The 15,097-nt window shown below is 68.3% G+C and carries 16 protein-coding genes; 12 read left to right on the top strand and 4 right to left on the bottom strand.

Annotated elements, in window-relative coordinates; translation table 11 throughout:
- The first annotated feature begins 57 nt into the window (after nt 1-57).
- From HQ314_RS08840 to HQ314_RS08825, 4 genes are read left to right on the top strand one after another with little or no spacing between them, the layout of a single operon-like run.
- A complete protein-coding gene (locus tag HQ314_RS08840) occupies nt 58-633 on the top strand; it encodes a DUF6764 family protein (protein WP_037186116.1) in 576 nt (191 codons plus the stop codon).
- A gap of 5 nt (nt 634-638) precedes the next feature.
- The gene (locus tag HQ314_RS08835) at nt 639-1,526 is read left to right on the top strand and encodes a DMT family transporter (protein ID WP_222649836.1); all 888 of its coding nucleotides are present in this window, start codon (nt 639-641) and stop codon (nt 1,524-1,526) included.
- Between the two features lie 18 nt (nt 1,527-1,544).
- Nucleotides 1,545-2,339: an HAD-IIA family hydrolase gene (locus HQ314_RS08830; RefSeq protein ID WP_027506272.1), complete on the top strand. Its 795-nt coding sequence runs from the start codon at nt 1,545-1,547 to the stop codon at nt 2,337-2,339.
- Nucleotides 2,339-3,214, top strand: coding sequence for a serine/threonine-protein kinase (locus HQ314_RS08825; RefSeq protein ID WP_222649835.1), 876 nt, complete (start codon nt 2,339-2,341; stop codon nt 3,212-3,214). The genes HQ314_RS08830 and HQ314_RS08825 overlap by 1 nt, the downstream gene beginning before the upstream one ends.
- Here the strand turns inward: HQ314_RS08825 and HQ314_RS08820 are convergent.
- A complete protein-coding gene (locus HQ314_RS08820; RefSeq protein ID WP_197027817.1) occupies nt 3,211-4,662 on the bottom strand; it encodes an amino acid permease in 1,452 nt (483 codons plus the stop codon). The two genes, HQ314_RS08825 and HQ314_RS08820, sit on opposite strands and share 4 nt — an antisense overlap.
- A gap of 403 nt (nt 4,663-5,065) precedes the next feature.
- Here HQ314_RS08820 and groL point away from each other — a divergent pair, with 403 nt between their 5' ends.
- Entirely contained in the window at nt 5,066-6,691 is a 1,626-nt protein-coding gene (gene groL / locus HQ314_RS08815) for a chaperonin GroEL (protein ID WP_027506274.1), read from the top strand.
- Nucleotides 6,692-6,791: 100 nt separating this feature from the next.
- A complete protein-coding gene (locus tag HQ314_RS08810; protein ID WP_222649834.1) occupies nt 6,792-7,283 on the top strand; it encodes an alpha/beta hydrolase in 492 nt (163 codons plus the stop codon).
- Between the two features lie 56 nt (nt 7,284-7,339).
- Here HQ314_RS08810 and HQ314_RS08805 read toward each other — a convergent pair whose 3' ends face one another.
- Together HQ314_RS08805 and HQ314_RS08800 are read right to left on the bottom strand one after the other, a co-directional pair.
- Complete coding sequence (locus HQ314_RS08805) at nt 7,340-8,179, bottom strand: DUF559 domain-containing protein (RefSeq protein WP_222649833.1); 840 nt, start codon at nt 8,177-8,179, stop codon at nt 7,340-7,342.
- Nucleotides 8,180-8,348: 169 nt separating this feature from the next.
- On the bottom strand, nt 8,349-9,263 hold the full coding sequence (locus HQ314_RS08800; RefSeq protein ID WP_222649832.1) for an oxygenase MpaB family protein: 915 nt from the start codon (nt 9,261-9,263) through the stop codon (nt 8,349-8,351).
- Between the two features lie 54 nt (nt 9,264-9,317).
- Between HQ314_RS08800 and HQ314_RS08795 the strand changes: the two genes are divergently transcribed.
- Both HQ314_RS08795 and HQ314_RS08790 read left to right on the top strand, forming a co-directional pair.
- Entirely contained in the window at nt 9,318-9,899 is a 582-nt protein-coding gene (locus HQ314_RS08795; RefSeq protein WP_222638034.1) for a TetR/AcrR family transcriptional regulator, read from the top strand.
- An 8-nt stretch (nt 9,900-9,907) separates the two neighbouring features.
- The gene (locus tag HQ314_RS08790; protein ID WP_200933793.1) at nt 9,908-10,807 is read left to right on the top strand and encodes an alpha/beta fold hydrolase; all 900 of its coding nucleotides are present in this window, start codon (nt 9,908-9,910) and stop codon (nt 10,805-10,807) included.
- Here the strand turns inward: HQ314_RS08790 and HQ314_RS08785 are convergent.
- Nucleotides 10,804-11,124, bottom strand: coding sequence for a putative quinol monooxygenase (locus HQ314_RS08785; protein ID WP_027506279.1), 321 nt, complete (start codon nt 11,122-11,124; stop codon nt 10,804-10,806). The genes HQ314_RS08790 and HQ314_RS08785 overlap by 4 nt on opposite strands.
- 72 nt (nt 11,125-11,196) lie before the next feature.
- Here HQ314_RS08785 and ligD point away from each other — a divergent pair, with 72 nt between their 5' ends.
- The 4 genes from ligD to HQ314_RS08765 all read left to right on the top strand — a co-directional run bounded on the left by ligD (nt 11,197) and on the right by HQ314_RS08765 (nt 15,095).
- On the top strand, nt 11,197-12,150 hold the full coding sequence (gene ligD, locus HQ314_RS08780) for a non-homologous end-joining DNA ligase (protein ID WP_056441480.1): 954 nt from the start codon (nt 11,197-11,199) through the stop codon (nt 12,148-12,150).
- Nucleotides 12,151-12,352: 202 nt separating this feature from the next.
- Nucleotides 12,353-13,609 (top strand): class I SAM-dependent methyltransferase, encoded by a 1,257-nt coding sequence (locus HQ314_RS08775; RefSeq protein WP_056442274.1) that lies wholly within the window; start codon nt 12,353-12,355, stop codon nt 13,607-13,609.
- Entirely contained in the window at nt 13,606-14,415 is an 810-nt protein-coding gene (locus HQ314_RS08770) for a glucose-1-phosphate cytidylyltransferase (RefSeq protein WP_027506282.1), read from the top strand. Before HQ314_RS08775 ends, HQ314_RS08770 begins: the two co-directional genes overlap by 4 nt.
- Nucleotides 14,412-15,095: a PIG-L deacetylase family protein gene (locus HQ314_RS08765; protein WP_222649831.1), complete on the top strand. Its 684-nt coding sequence runs from the start codon at nt 14,412-14,414 to the stop codon at nt 15,093-15,095. Before HQ314_RS08770 ends, HQ314_RS08765 begins: the two co-directional genes overlap by 4 nt.
- Nucleotides 15,096-15,097: the final 2 nt, after the last annotated feature.

Genomic DNA, 15,097 nt, shown 5'->3' with positions numbered 1-15,097 from the left:
ATGGAGTTACCCGCCGGTAGGGACGAGCGGGCGGTAAGGTCTGCGGTGCATTGCACGATGCATTCTCTCGCACAGCCTCAGGAGCCGTCCGTGTCGTTCATCCCCACCTCGTCCTTCTTCTCCAACGCCACGCGCTCGGATCGAAGTTCCTCTCGTGCAACGCGATTCGGCGCAGCCGTCGCGGTCGGCGCCACCATCGCCGCAGGGGCGATCCTCGGTACCGGGGTGGCGTCCGCGGCTCCGGTCACCTGCGTGTCCCCGCCCGCGGCCAACGACATCCAGGTGAGCGACACGGCCAGCTGCGGAGCCAAGGCCACCGGCGCCGGCGTCGCCACGTCGTCGGCGTCCGAGAGCGGTACCGCGGTCAGCGTCGCCGACGGCGGGCGCTCGACGTCGAACGCCACCGGCTTCGGCACCGCGCTGAGTGCCGTTCTGGGAGCGGGTACCTCGTACTCGTACTCCCTCGGTGGCGGCATCTCGCAGTCCTTCGCCACGAACGGAGCCACCTCCGTCGCCATCGCCGGGTACGGCGGCGGCGCGACGGCCAGCACGGTCACGGGCGTGAACTGCGCCGGTCTCAACTCCTTCGCTCTCGACCTCTCCACCGGGCGGTCCTGCATCGCCGGTCTGTAACCGTCGTGAACGCCACCGTCCTGGCGGTGCTCTGCGCCGTCGGTGCGGCGGTGTGCATCGCTGTCGGTACCGTCGTCCGCCAGCGGTCGGCGGCGTCGATTCCCGACGAGTCCGTCGGTCGGCTGGGACCCATCACCACGCTGATCCGCGAGCCGCTGTGGTGGATCGGCACGGTCGTCGGCATCGGCGGCTACGGCCTGCAGGCGGCGGCGTTGGGGCTCGGATCTCTTCTCCTGGTGCAGCCGCTCCTCGTGTTGTCCCTGCTGTTCGCGCTGCCGCTGGGTGCTCGGTTCTCCGGCCGCACCGTGTCGGCGAAGGACTGGCTGTGGGCTGCCGCGCTGACGGCGGCCATCGCGGTCCTCGTCGTCGTGGGCGATCCGCGGCCCGGCGTGGAACGCGCCGAGACGCGGCACTGGGTCGTCGTTCTCTGCGTCGGAATCCCGTTCGTTCTCGCCTGTGTTCTCGGCGCGCGCAGCGGCTCCCGGTCCCGGCGCGCCCTGCTGCTGGGACTGGCCGGCGGTGCGCTGTTCGGCGTCGCGGCCGTGCTGACGAAGAGCGTCGTCCACCTCGCCGGACGCGGACCGCAGCCGCTGCTGACCTCGGTCGAGCCGTACGCGCTCGTCGCCGTGGCCGTGGTCGCGATCTCGCTGCAGCAGTCGGCCTTCCAGGTGGGTGCGTTGCAGGCCTCGCTGCCCGCGACGACCGTGATGGAACCGATGGTCGCGTCGCTGCTGGGATTCGTCGTGCTGGGCGAGTACCTCGACGCCGATCGTGAGGTCACGGTGGTGCTGGTCGCCGCCCTGATTCTCGTGGTGGTCTCGGCGGTGGCCCTGGCCCGGTCCGCGGGCGCGGCCGAGAACGTCGAACCCGCCCATCCTGCCCCGAACCCGTAGCGGCACTAGGCTCGTCGCATGAGTCCGATCGGTGGGGTGCTGTTCGACATCGACGGTGTGCTCATGACCAGTTGGCGTCCCGTGCCCGGGGCCGCGGAGACGGTGAGCACGCTGCGCAGCAACGACGTGGCGTGCGCGTTCCTGACCAACACCACGTCGAAGACGCGGGAGCAGATCTCCGACGCGCTCACCGATGCGGGCATCGAGGTGCACGCCGACGAGATCGTCACCGCGGCCACTCTCACCGCCGACCACCTGCGGACGCGGTACCCCGGTGCGCGGTGCGTCCTCCTCAACAGCGGCCGGATCGCCGACGATCTGCCCGGCGTGGAGTGGGTCGACAGCGATCCGGACGTGGTGGTGCTCGGCGGCGCCGGCGAGCAGTTCACTCACGAAGCGCTCAGCCGGGTCTACGACTGGATGTGTCAGGGCGTGCCCGTCGTCGCGATGCACCGCAGCCTCATGTGGACCACGGCCGAGGGGCTGCGCATCGACACGGGCATGTATCTGACGGGCATGGAATCGGCGTCCGGCCGCACGGCGACGGCCGTCGGCAAGCCGGCGCCGCTCGGTTTCCAGACGTCGGCGGAACGCATGGGCGTCGATCCGGACCTGGTGGTGATGGTCGGGGACGATCTCGACAACGACGTGCTCGCCGCCCAGGTCGTCGGCATGCGCGGCATGTTGGTCCGCACGGGCAAGTTCCGTCAGGAACGCCTCGACCGGCACGCACGCGACCAGTACGCGATGCAACCGGCGTTCGTCGTCGACTCCGTCGCGGACCTGCCGGCGGTGCTGGAGATCGGTCGGTAGTGGTCCTGCGGCCGGGATCCGAGTTCGCGGGGTTCCGCGTCGAGAGACTGCTCGGTCACGGCGGCACCGCCGAGTTGTATCTCGCCCGACGTGGATCGGCACCGCCGGAGACCCTGAAGATCCTGCGTGCGGACGCCCCGCGGGACGCGTTCGCGGCCGAGGTGCGGATCGGGGCCCTGCTGCAGCACCCGAACATCGTCGCGGCGCACGATCACGGCGAGTTCCGCGGGCGGCCGTGGATGTCGATGTCGCACGTCGACGGGTACAGCGCCGCCCGCCTCGTCGCGCGCGGACAGATCCCACTCGACGTCCACCGAGCCGCCCGCATCGTCGACGGCGTGGCGAGAGCCCTCGATCACGCGCACGGGCTCGGGATCGTCCACCGGGACGTCAAGCCGGCCAACATCCTGCTCGCGAGTGTCGCCGATGCGGACACCCGGGAGCAGATTCTGCTGTCCGACTGGGGAATCGCGCGGCTGACGACCTCGCCGACACCGCTGGTGTCGGACGACGGGACGGTGCTGACATCGATCGGCTACGCGGCACCCGAACTGCTGCGGGGCGGCACGCTCACCGCCCGCACCGACATCTACGCGCTCGGTGCCACCCTCGTCGAACTGCTCACGGGACGGCCGCCGTTCCCGCTGGCCACTCCGTTCGCCGTCATGGACGCCCAGCTGAGGCGGACCCCGCCGTCCGTCAGCTCGCGTCGGGCCGACCTGCCGACCCGCCTCGACGCCGTCGTGCAGCGCGCGCTGGCCAAGGAGCCGCCGGACCGGTTCGCGTCGTGCCACGACCTGAGCGTGGCGGTGGCGCGGGCCCTGAGGGACCACACGCCACCTGAGCCCGACCGGCCCTGGTACCGACGTCGCTAGTCGCTCGGCGTCTCGGGATCCGTCGGCCGGTTCGCGACGACGGGGTACTTGCCCGTGTAGCCCATCCGCTCCTCGGCGACGCTGAGGACGCGGGCCCGGACGAGGAACCAGCCGCCGATGAGCATCGGCACGATGACGACGAGCGTGGCGACGGTCCACGTCCCGATCGGCGCGTCGAGCGCCATGAGCACCAGCACCGCAGCGAGGAACGCGAGCGTCGCGTAGCTCGTGTACGGCGCCCCGAAGAGCCGGAACGACGGCCGTTCGAGGATGCCCTTGCGGCTCCACCGGTAGAGCTGCAGCTGGCAGAGCACGATGGTCGCCCACGAGGCGATGATGCCGAGGGCCGACATGTTGAGCACGATCTCGAACGCCTCGCCGGGTTTGAACGCGTTGAGCGCCACGCCGAGCAGTGTCAGGGCGCCGGTGAGCAGGATGCCGCCGTAGGGGACACCGTTCCGGCTCATCCGCGCCGTGAACGACGGCGCGCTGCCGTTCATCGCCATCGACCGCAGGATGCGGCCCGTGGAGTACAGCCCGGCGTTGAGGCTGGACAGCGCCGCGGTGACCACGACGATGTTCATGATCGTGCCGGCGCCGTCGACGCCGATGCGGGAGAAGAACGTGACGAAGGGGCTCTCCCCGGCCCGGTAAGTCGTGTACGGCAACAGCAGCGCCAGCAGGATCAGCGATCCCACGTAGAACACCGCGATGCGGAAGATGACGGAGTTGATGGCCCGCGGCATCACCTTCGCCGGGTTCTCGGTCTCTCCGGCCGCGGTCCCGACCAGCTCGACGGCCGCGTAGGCGAAGACGACACCTGACGTGACGATGACCAGCGGCCACGCCCCGGTGGGGAAGAGGCCGCCGTTGCCCGAGATGACGCCGAAGCCGGTCGACTGGCCGTCGACGTCGAAACGACCGGCGAGGAAGACGGTGCCCACGACCAGGAAGGTCACCAGCGCCGCGACCTTGATCATGGCCGCCCAGAACTCCATCTCGCCGAACCACTTCACCGACACCAGGTTCACGGCGAGCACGATGGCCAGTGCGATCAGGGCGATGGTCCATTGCGGGATGCCCTTGAAGGCGCCCCAGTAGTGCATGTACGTCGCGACGGCCGTGACGTCGACGATCGCCGTCATCGCCCAGTTGAGGAAGTACATCCACCCGGCCGCGTAGGCGGCCTTCTCGCCGTAGAACTCGCGGGCGTAGGAGACGAACGATCCGGAGGACGGACGGTGGAGCACCAGCTCGCCGAGCGCTCGGAGGATGAAGAAGACGAAGACGCCGCAGACGGCGTAGATGATGAACAGGCCCGGGCCCGCGGACTCGAGGCGGCCGCCCGCGCCGAGGAACAGGCCGGTGCCGATCGCGCCGCCGATGGCGATCATCTGCAGTTGCCGAGGCTTCAGGCCCTTGTCGTAGCCCTCCTCCTCGTGTGCCATCGCCGAGTTGTCGTAACCGGTGTCGACTGCATCGGACACGATGTGGTCCTTTCGTCCGCAGGGGTGGGCGGGTGTATATGTCCGATTCGCGTGGATTCTGTTGTGGCGCGCGACAACTGGTCGCGTCACACATTCTTCTCACGCGTGAGTCGGTCGTCGTTCCGGCACGTGAACACCGTGTGAATCGCGACCACTCGACGACGACCTTGCACTCGACCACCTCGACTGCTAGAAATCTGGTTGGCACTCGCGTACTGTGAGTGCCAGGTCGAAGAGGTGAGATCGGGAATCATCGACACCCCTGGTCGTCCGTCGCGGGCACCGACTCGGCCGGATGTGGAAAGGGAGCGACCCACCCGCGGTCGCTTCGTGTGTCACCCCCAATCCGGAGGATCACTTCGCAATGGCCAAGATCATCGCGTTCGACGAAGAGGCACGCCGTGGCCTCGAACGGGGCTTGAACAGCCTCGCCGACGCAGTCAAGGTGACGTTGGGCCCCAAGGGTCGCAACGTCGTACTCGAGAAGAAGTGGGGCGCCCCCACGATCACCAACGATGGTGTGTCCATCGCCAAGGAGATCGAGCTGGAGGACCCGTACGAGAAGATCGGCGCAGAGCTGGTCAAAGAGGTCGCCAAGAAGACCGACGACGTCGCAGGTGACGGCACCACCACCGCGACCGTTCTCGCTCAGGCACTCGTCCGCGAAGGCCTGCGCAACGTCGCAGCCGGCGCGAACCCGCTCGGCCTCAAGCGCGGCATCGAGGCAGCCGTCGCCGCTGTCACCGAGTCCCTGCTGAAGTCCGCCAAGGAGATCGACACCAAGGAGCAGATCGCTGCGACCGCTGGTATCTCCGCAGGCGACGCGTCCATCGGCGAGCTCATCGCCGAGGCCATGGACAAGGTCGGCAAGGAAGGCGTCATCACGGTCGAGGAGTCCAACACCTTCGGCCTGCAGCTCGAGCTCACCGAGGGCATGCGCTTCGACAAGGGCTACATCTCGGGATACTTCGTCACCGACGCCGAGCGTCAGGAAGCCGTCCTCGAAGACGCGTACATCCTGCTCGTCAGCTCGAAGGTCTCCACCGTCAAGGACCTGCTGCCCCTGCTGGAGAAGGTCATCCAGTCCGGCAAGCCGCTCCTGATCATCGCCGAGGACGTCGAGGGCGAAGCGCTCTCCACCCTCGTCGTGAACAAGATCCGTGGCACCTTCAAGTCCGTCGCCGTCAAGGCACCGGGCTTCGGTGACCGTCGCAAGGCGCAGCTCGCCGACATCGCCATCCTCACCGGTGGCGAGGTCATCAGCGAAGAGGTCGGCCTCTCCCTCGAGGGTGCCGGACTCGAGCTGCTCGGCCAGGCTCGCAAGGTCGTCGTGACCAAGGACGAGACCACCATCATCGAGGGCTCCGGCGACGCCGACGCCATCGCGGGTCGTGTCTCGCAGATCCGTTCCGAGATCGAGAACTCCGACTCGGACTACGACCGTGAGAAGCTGCAGGAGCGCCTGGCCAAGCTGGCCGGTGGCGTTGCAGTCATCAAGGCCGGTGCCGCCACCGAGGTCGAGCTCAAGGAGCGCAAGCACCGCATCGAAGATGCCGTGCGCAACGCCAAGGCAGCTGTCGAGGAGGGCATCGTCGCCGGTGGTGGCGTCGCGCTGCTGCAGTCGGCTCCCGCACTCGAGAACCTCAACCTCACGGGCGACGAGGCCACCGGCGCGAACATCGTTCGCGTCGCCCTCGAGGCACCGCTGAAGCAGATCGCGTTCAACGCCGGCCTCGAGCCCGGCGTCGTCGCGGAGAAGGTGCGCAACCTCCCCCTCGGCCACGGCCTCAACGCCGCGACCAACGAGTACGAGGACCTGCTCGCCGCCGGCATCAACGACCCGGTCAAGGTCACCCGCTCGGCACTGCAGAACGCAGCGTCGATCGCGGCTCTGTTCCTCACCACCGAGGCCGTCGTCGCCGACAAGCCGGAGAAGGCCGGAGCGCCCGCGGGCGATCCGACCGGCGGCATGGGCGGCATGGACTTCTGAGTCCCGCTCCCTGATCGCACGAGAGCCGGTCACCCTCACGGGTGGCCGGCTCTCGTGCGTTCCGCGGTGAGTTCCGGCGCCCCGTCGAGTCGGTATCGGTATGACGAGACTGCTGTTCGTCCACGGCGCCGGCGGCGAGGACGACGACGAGCCACTGGCGGAGGAGTTCGGCGCGCTGCTCGGCGCGACGGTCGACATGCCCCGCATCCCGAGCGACGACATGAGCGCCGAGGCGTGGGCAGGACCGATACGCCGCGGCCTCGAGGCGAGTCCCGACGTCGTGATCGCCCACTCCTTCGGCGCCACCGTCCTGCTGCACGTGCTCGCCTCGCTCCGGGTTCCCGCCGCCACGTTGCTCGCGATGCCCGACTGGAGTGCCGCGGGCTGGGACGTCCACCAGTACGAGTGGCCGACCGTCCCGCCGGAGGTCTCCCTGACGCTGCACCACTGCCGCGACGACGACGTGGTGCCGTTCGCGCACCTCGCACTGGCCTCCGCGCGGCTCCCGGGCGCTCGGGTGGTCGAGCACCAGCGGGGTGGGCACCAGTTCGAGAGTGCTGTCGGGGAGGTGGTGGCGTCGATGCGGCTGTAGCCACACGATCGTCGATGATTCCGCGCATCCGCAGAATCACCGGTGATCGTGTGTGCTCACCCTCGCGCGAGCGATCGTCGCCGGCGCACCGTCTCGATGATCTCGTCCGCGACTGCGGCCACGCTCGCCTTCACCGTGACAGCGGAGTATCTCAGAACCAGCCAGCCGTCCAACACCAGTGCGTTCTGTCGGCGACGATCGCTGGTGAAGACGTCTGCAGCCGTGTGGAACTCACGCCCATCGATCTCCACCACCACGCGCCCGCGCCGGTCCACCAGATCCCCGTAGTACGGGCCGACCTTGCCATTGATCTCCAGGTGCATGTTGCGGGCGGTGAGAGCTCGCGCCACCATGCGCTCGGGTTCGGACAACGTGTTCGGGCATGCTCGCCGCAACTGTTCGCGCAGCATCCGCATGCCTGTCTTCCCGGCAGCCTCGTCGCACAGCTGAGCCAGGGAACGCCAGCTCACCGCCCGTGACAGCGCCCTGTCGATCACCTTCTCGAACTGCGGCCGGATCAACGTGCCGGCGACGTCGAGGATCGCGTGTTCGAGGGACACGACAGGTGTGTCCCCCAACCATCTGACGTTCGTCAGAGCCCGGCGATGAACACGCACCCAATTCGGGCCACCCGCGTACCCCGTCGGCGGCACCGTCACGTGGACCATGGAGGGTTCCGCGGGCAGCAGCCCCCAGATCCAGGCTGCGGTGTCGTGACTCGCGACGGCGTGCGGTTTCCACAGTCGGACCGCCGCACACCTGTCCTCGTACGTGGGTGGTTCGGTGGAGTACACGCCGGGCAGCAGTCGGTGCAGTTCGCCGCGCGCTGCTCTGCGATCGACGGTCGCGCCGCTGATGCCCCCGGCGATCAGCTGTCGTCTGGTGTGGACTCCCATCGGCCGAGTGTGAGTTGCTCGCGTGCTGTCGAGGTCTGGCGGTGGTCCGCGCCTGTGGACGAAGCGCTCGTTCGTGCACAACGAGATCCACCAGCTTGCGTGTGGAGCCACACGATGTTGATCGATGTCGCGGTTCTGCACAATCGAGGGCGATTCCGACGACTCAGCCTCAGCGCCCGGGAACGTAGTGCCGCGGGTTCTGCCGACGACCCGGGGGCGGGAGGTTGCGGTCCGGGGTCTCGACCAGCGGGGCGGTGGCGGGGATCCGGCCGGCGGCGCGGTCCAGTCCGGCGCGCGCACGCGGATGCTTGCGCCGCCGCGCCGGCACGGCCCGGAACGCCACGTTCACCAGGAAACCCAGCCGCCGCAGCCAGCGCTCGTCCCGATCGGTCCAGGTGTAGCCCAGCAGGTCTCGGACCGCCGGGTCGTAGAGCCCGACGGTGATGCGCAGGAAGGTGCGGTCGACGACCGGGCGCATCCGGGCCCACAGCCACTCGGGTAGTGGCAGGAACGGTGGCACCGGCACGGACGACATGTCGAGGACCAGGCGCGCGGCCGGGGTGTCCTCCAGAACGGTGCGGCACATCCGGTCCCAGTACGCCTGGAAGTCGGACCACGTCTCGGGCACGGGGCGCATGCTCAGGCCGTACAGGCCGTACCACCGTCGGTGCTCGTCGAACAGTTGCTCTCGCTCGGCCTCGGTGATGCCGCCCATGAAGTACTCGGCGGTGCGCATGGTGCCCACGAAGAACGTGGCGTGCGCCCAGTAGAAGATGTCGGGATCGAGGGCGTGGTAGGGGCGCCCGTGAGCATCGAGACCGCTGATGTCGTTGTGGTAGCGCCTGATTCGTTCCGCGGTCTCGGGTGCGCGGTCACCGTCGAACACGACGCCGCCGATGGGATAGAGCGAGCGCATGACGCGCTCCCAGCGCTCGACCTCGAACGTCGAGTGCTCGCTGACGGCCGCGCCGAGACCCGGGTGTATGTTCTGCATCGAGCCGGCCCACGGTCCCTGCAGGATCCCGCGCCAGTCCCCGAACCATCGCCAGGTGAGGGAGTCGGCGCCGAGCGTTTGACTACGCATGTTGTCACCGTAGAGTCGAGCGAGCACGGCAGTCAACAGTGAGGTGTCATCGACGTGACCACGCTCGAGGCGCGACGCGAGCAGCGGCGCGCGGCACTGCTCACGGCCGGGATCGATCTGCTGGGAGCGGTCGGTGGTCCCGCTGTGAGTGTGCGGGCGGTGTGCTCGCGGGCGTCGTTGACCGAGCGCTACTTCTACGAGAACTTCGGCGACCGTGACTCGTTCGTCCGCACGGTGTACACCGCGGTGGCCGAGGAGGGGCGCGATGCACTGGTCCGCGCGGTGGGTCAGGCCCGCCGCCCGGAGGAGCGCGCACGCCGCGCCGTCACCGCGTTCGTCGAGCTCATGATCGACCGTCCCGAACACGGCCGAGTGCTGTTGTCGGCGCCGTTCGCCGATCCGGCGCTGAGCACCTGGGGGCGGCGCACCATGCCGATCTTCGTCGCGCTCATCGGCGACAACCTGCCCGCCGAGTCGAACGACGTCGACCGCCTGCTGACTGCGACCGGTGTCGTCGGGTCGCTGACCGCCCTGTTCACGGCGTACCTCGACGGCGAGATCGTGGTGGAACGGCAGCACTTCGTCGACCACTGCACGGCCCTGGTGCTGTCTGCGAGCAACCGACGCACGGCATGATGGCGGGCATGGAGCTGGTGCGCGCAGGAGTGCTCGACGTGGGCGTCGAGCGGTACGGAGACCCGAGCGGCCCGTCGGTCGTGTTGCTGCACGGGTTTCCGTACGACACCCGGTCCTACGACGACGTCGCCCGACTGCTGGCCGACACGGGTGCCGACGTGGTGGTGCCGTACCTGCGCGGCTTCGGGCCCACGCGGTTCGTCGAGGACTCCACGATGCGGTCGGGAGAGCAGGCCGCGTTGGCGCACGATCTGCACGACCTCATCGGGGCGATGGCACTCGACCGTCCGATCGTCGCCGGCTACGACTGGGGTGGCCGCGCGGCGTGCGCGGTGGCGGCGCTGTGGCCCGAGTCGGTGTCGGGTCTGGTCAGCGTGTCCGGCTACCTGGTGCAGGACATCGAGGCTGCCGTGACGACGCCGGCACCGCCGCACCTCGAGAAGCGGTACTGGTACCAGTACTACCTGCACTCGGAGCGCGGCCGCGCCGGCCTCGCTGCCTACCGCGCCGAGATCGCGCAGACGTTGTGGACCGACTGGTCGCCGACGTGGCGGTTCGGAGACTCCGAATTCGCCGCCACCGCAGCATCGTTCGACAACCCGGACTTCGTCGACGTCGCGGTGCACTCGTATCGACACCGGTACGGACTCGCGGCGGGGGACCCGCGGTACGCGGCCACGCAGGACGCGCTCGCCGGGCAGCCGTCGATCACGGTGCCGACCGTCGTCCTCGATCCGACGGAGGACACGGTCGCCGCCCTGTACGGATCGCCCGATCACGGCGCGCACTTCACGGATCTCGTCGACGTGCGTGCGGTCGACGCCGGCCACAACCCGCCGCAGGAACTGCCGGGGGTGTTCGCCGACGCCGTCCGCACGCTCGCCGAGATCGTGGACGCGCGGAACTAGACCGCGAGTTCGCCGAGCTCCGACCAGTCGGTGCCCTCCACCTCGGTGCTGACGATCTTCGGAGTCTCCTGCAGGTACGGCGGGAGATCCTTCTGCGCCTGCTTGAAGTGGTCCGACTGCACGTGTGTCGCACCGGCATCCGGGTCGCGGAAGGCCTCGACGAGGACGTACTCGGTGGGATCGTCGAGTGTGCGCGACCAGAAGTACCAGAGGCATCCCTCCTCCGCCTGGCAGGCCTCGGTGAAGGCTCGCGAGATCTCGGGCCAGTCGTCCGCGTGCTCTGCCTTCACTCGGAACTTGGCGGTGATGAAGATCAAGGGGTGCTCCTTCGCTCGTACGAACTCCGACGTGTTCCTGTGTACCCCCTCGGGCCGCACTAGTATCGCGTCATGGCAGCCACGTCACCGGCGATCGAACTCGAGGTCAGCGGACGCACGGTGCGGGTGTCCAACCCCGACCGCGTGTACTTCCCGGCGAGCGGAGCCACCAAGCGTGATCTCGTCGAGTACTACCTGTCTGTCGGCGACGGCATCGTGCGCGCGCTGCGGGAGCGGCCCTGCATGATGCACCGGTTCCCCGACGGTCTCGCCGGGGAGAAGGTGCACCAGAAGCGGTTGCCGAAAGGCGCTCCGGACTGGATGGAGACGGTGCGGGTCACCTTCCCGCGCTACAACCGCACCGCGGACGAACTCTGCGTCACCGAACTGGCGCACGTGATCTGGGCCGTGCAGATGTCGACGGTGGAGTTCCATCCGTGGAACAGCCGGCGCGCCGACGTGGAGAGTCCGGACGAGTGGCGCATCGATCTGGATCCGATGCCGGACTGCTCCTTCGACCGGGTGCGCCGGGTGGCGGCGGTGACGCGCGAGGTGCTCGACGAACTCGGTGCCGTCGGGTGGCCGAAGACGTCGGGCGGCAACGGGTTGCACGTGTACGTGCGTATCGCGCCGGAGCAGGGCTTCGCCGATGTCCGCAGGGCCGCACTGGCGTTCGCTCGGGAAGTGGAGCGGCGCGCGCCGGACGACGTGACCACGACGTGGTGGCGCAAGGACCGCGACCCGACGAAGTTGTTCGTCGACTACAACCAGAACGCCCGCGACCACACCATCGCGAGCGCGTACTCCGTGCGCGGCAATCAGGACGCGACGGTGTCGACGCCGATCACGTGGGACGAGATCGTCGACGTGGAGCCGCGAGACCTCACCATGTACACCGTGCCGTCCCGATTCGCGGATCTCGGTGATCTGCACGCAGGAATCGACGATGCCGTGTACTCGATCGCCCCGCTGATCGAGTGGGCCGAGCGCGACGAGCGGGCGGGGCTCACCGAACCCGAGGAGTGACCGGATCGTTCCCTGTGGCCCGTGTGTTCTCACAACACGCAGCGGAGGTGAGATGTAGTTCGAGCGAATGATTTGGAGCCGGAAACCGGCACTGGGCCTTTTTCTGTGGCAGAATACGTGCAAATCGTACAAAGCAGCGCGTTCGGTCCACCCCGTCGGCGGGGCCCGACACGGACGCGCGGCCTGCCAGTGAGGAATGCTCATGCACTGCCGTCTCTGCGGATCCGCCGACCTCGAGAGTGTCCTCGACCTGGGCGCGACACCGCCGTGCGAATCGTTCCTCACCGCAGCGCAGCTCGACGATCCGGAGCCCACCTTCCCCCTGCACCTGCGTCTCTGCCGAGAGTGCCTGCTGTTGCAGATTCCGGCTCTCGTGTCGCCGGCCGAGACGTTCACCGAGTACGCGTACTTCTCGTCGTTCTCGAGCAGCTGGGTCGACCATGCCCGGACGTTCGTGCAGGAGTCCGTGCGCCGCCTGGATCTGTCCGACGAGTCGTTCGTGGTCGAGGTGGCGAGCAACGACGGCTATCTCCTGCAGCACGTCGTGGACGCCGGAATCCGCTGCCTCGGTATCGAGCCGAGCGTGAACGTCGGTGCGGCAGCGCGTGAGTCCGGTGTTCCGACGGAGACAGCGTTCCTCGATCCGACGACCGCGGCGCAGGTGCGTGCCGCGCACGGGCCGGCGGACCTCGTCGTCGCGAACAACGTGTACGCCCACATCCCGGACGTCGCGGGATTCACCGAGGGGCTGCGCACGCTGGTGTCGGACCACGGCATGGTCAGCATCGAGGTGCACCACGCCCTCCACCTGGTGGCCGACGCACAGTTCGACACGGTCTACCACGAGCACTTCCAGTACTGGACGGTCCTGACGGCGACGAGGGCGCTCGCTCGGGGCGACCTGACCGTCGTGGACGTCGAGGAACTGTCCACCCACGGCGGTTCCATTCGGATCTGGGCGACACCGTCCGCGAACGCCGGCCCGCCCAGCGAGCGCACCCTCGACCTGCTCGCGGCCGAGCAGCGCGCGGGGCTGCATCACGTGGTCGGCTATCGCGGGCTCGAGAAGGCGGCGCGCGGGGTCCGAGCGACGTTGCTCGAGTTCCTCCTCGACTGTCGCCGGCGGGGTGAACGCGTGGTCGGATACGGCGCGCCGGGCAAGGGCAACACCCTGCTCAACTACTGCGGCATCCGAACGGACCTGGTGGAGTACACCGTCGATCGCAATCCCTACAAGCACGGTCGGTTCACACCGGGGACGCGAATCCCGGTGCACCATCCCGATCGCATCGCGGCGGATCGTCCGGACGTGGTCCTGGTCCTGCCGTGGAATCTCGAGAGCGAGCTCACCGAGCAGCTGAGCTACGTCGCCGAGTGGGGTGGGCGCGTCGTGTTCCCACTCCCCGTTCTCCACACCGCCGACATCGGGCGGCTCGACACATCGGAGGCTCTGGCATGAAGGTCGTACTGTTCTGTGGCGGTTACGGAATGCGCATGCGCAACGACCGCAACGACGACATCCCGAAGCCCTTGCAGATGGTCGGGCCCCGTCCGCTCCTCTGGCACATCATGAAGTACTACGCACACTACGGCCACAAGGACTTCGTGCTGTGCCTCGGCTACGGCGCGGCAGCGATCAAGCAGTTCTTCCTGGACTATCACGAGGAGCAGTCCAACGACTTCGTCATGCGCGACGGCAAGGTCGAGTTGCTGAGCACGGACATGAGCGACTGGTCGATCACGTTCGTGGACACCGGCGTCGAGTCGCCCATCGGCGAGAGGTTGCGGCGCGTCCGTGACCACCTTGACGGCGATCCGTACTTCCTCGCCAACTACTCGGACGTGTTGACCGACGCCCCGCTGGACACGATGATCGAGCGCTATCACGAGTCGGGCGCCGTGGCGTCCATGCTGGTGGTGCCGCCGCAGTCGAGCTTCCACTGCGTGGACGTGTCGGAGGCCGGCGAGATCAAGGACATCGTTCCGGTGAGCCGCTTTCCCATCTGGGAGAACGGCGGGTACTTCGTGCTCAGTCAGGAGGTCTTCGACCACATTCCGGAGGGGGGCGATCTGGTCGGCGATGCGTGTATGACACTGGCGGGCCGCGGGGAACTGTTCGGATACCGGCACGAGGGATTCTGGAAGCCGGCCGACACCTTCAAGGAGCGTGCGGAACTCGACAACGACTACGGGCGCGGCATTCGCCCGTGGGCGGTGTGGGAGGGCGATCGGAATCGACCGCCACTGTCGAGCGTCGTCGCGTGATCGGCCTGTCCCCCAGCCGTATCCGCTCGGTGGCGGTGCTCGGTGCGCATCCGGACGACATCGCCATCGGCGCCGGAGGAACGCTCCTCGACCTCACCCGTGGGGGAGATGTCGAGGTGCACGCTCTGGTGCTGACGGGCGGCGGCACCGAGCGGGAAGCCGAGGAGCGAAAGGCGCTGTCGGACTTCTGTTCGGACGGACCGGTGTCGCTCACCGTGCTCGACGTGCCGGACGGCCGCTCCCCTGATCACTGGAGCGCGGTGAAGAACGGACTCGAACAGTTCCGGCGTACGTGCGAGCCCGACGTCGTACTCGCACCGCAGCGGCGCGACGCGCACCAGGATCACCGCCTGCTGGCGGAGCTGGTTCCCACCGTCTTTCGCGACCATCTGGTGCTGGGCTACGAGATCGTCAAGTGGGAGTCCGATCTTCCGACACCCGGTCTCTATTATCCGCTCGCCGACGACGTGGCGGTGCGCAAGGCGGAGCTGCTGTCGCGGCACTACCCCTCGCAGCATCACCACGACTGGTACGACTCCGAGACCTTTCTCGGGCTGGCGCGCGTGCGAGGAGTGCAGTGCCGCAGCAGATATGCCGAGGCGTTCGTCGTGGAGAAGATACTCCTGCACACGGAGAACCTGCGGTCGGACCGTCCGGCACCGCAGACGAAAGGGTCGTGAAC

The organism is Rhodococcus sp. BP-332 (assembly GCF_019836065.1).
In the GTDB taxonomy this organism is placed as follows: Bacteria; Actinomycetota; Actinomycetes; order Mycobacteriales; family Mycobacteriaceae; genus Rhodococcoides.
Note: the sequence above shows the minus strand (reverse complement) of the source record. Positions and strands in the feature narration are given on the sequence as shown.

What these genes read in the sequence shown, in the direction of transcription:
- HQ314_RS08840 (WP_037186116.1), top strand. Translation starts at nt 58, where the DNA reads ATGCATTCTCTCGCACAGCCTCAGGAGCCGTCCGTGTCGTTCATCCCC.
- HQ314_RS08830 (WP_027506272.1), top strand. Translation starts at nt 1,545, where the DNA reads ATGAGTCCGATCGGTGGGGTGCTGTTCGACATCGACGGTGTGCTCATG.
- HQ314_RS08820 (WP_197027817.1), bottom strand. Translation starts at nt 4,662, where the DNA reads ATGGCACACGAGGAGGAGGGCTACGACAAGGGCCTGAAGCCTCGGCAA.
- groL (WP_027506274.1), top strand. Translation starts at nt 5,066, where the DNA reads ATGGCCAAGATCATCGCGTTCGACGAAGAGGCACGCCGTGGCCTCGAA.
- HQ314_RS08810 (WP_222649834.1), top strand. Translation starts at nt 6,792, where the DNA reads ATGACGAGACTGCTGTTCGTCCACGGCGCCGGCGGCGAGGACGACGAC.
- HQ314_RS08805 (WP_222649833.1), bottom strand. Translation starts at nt 8,179, where the DNA reads ATGGGAGTCCACACCAGACGACAGCTGATCGCCGGGGGCATCAGCGGC.
- HQ314_RS08800 (WP_222649832.1), bottom strand. Translation starts at nt 9,263, where the DNA reads ATGCGTAGTCAAACGCTCGGCGCCGACTCCCTCACCTGGCGATGGTTC.
- HQ314_RS08790 (WP_200933793.1), top strand. Translation starts at nt 9,908, where the DNA reads ATGGAGCTGGTGCGCGCAGGAGTGCTCGACGTGGGCGTCGAGCGGTAC.
- ligD (WP_056441480.1), top strand. Translation starts at nt 11,197, where the DNA reads ATGGCAGCCACGTCACCGGCGATCGAACTCGAGGTCAGCGGACGCACG.
- HQ314_RS08775 (WP_056442274.1), top strand. Translation starts at nt 12,353, where the DNA reads ATGCACTGCCGTCTCTGCGGATCCGCCGACCTCGAGAGTGTCCTCGAC.
- HQ314_RS08770 (WP_027506282.1), top strand. Translation starts at nt 13,606, where the DNA reads ATGAAGGTCGTACTGTTCTGTGGCGGTTACGGAATGCGCATGCGCAAC.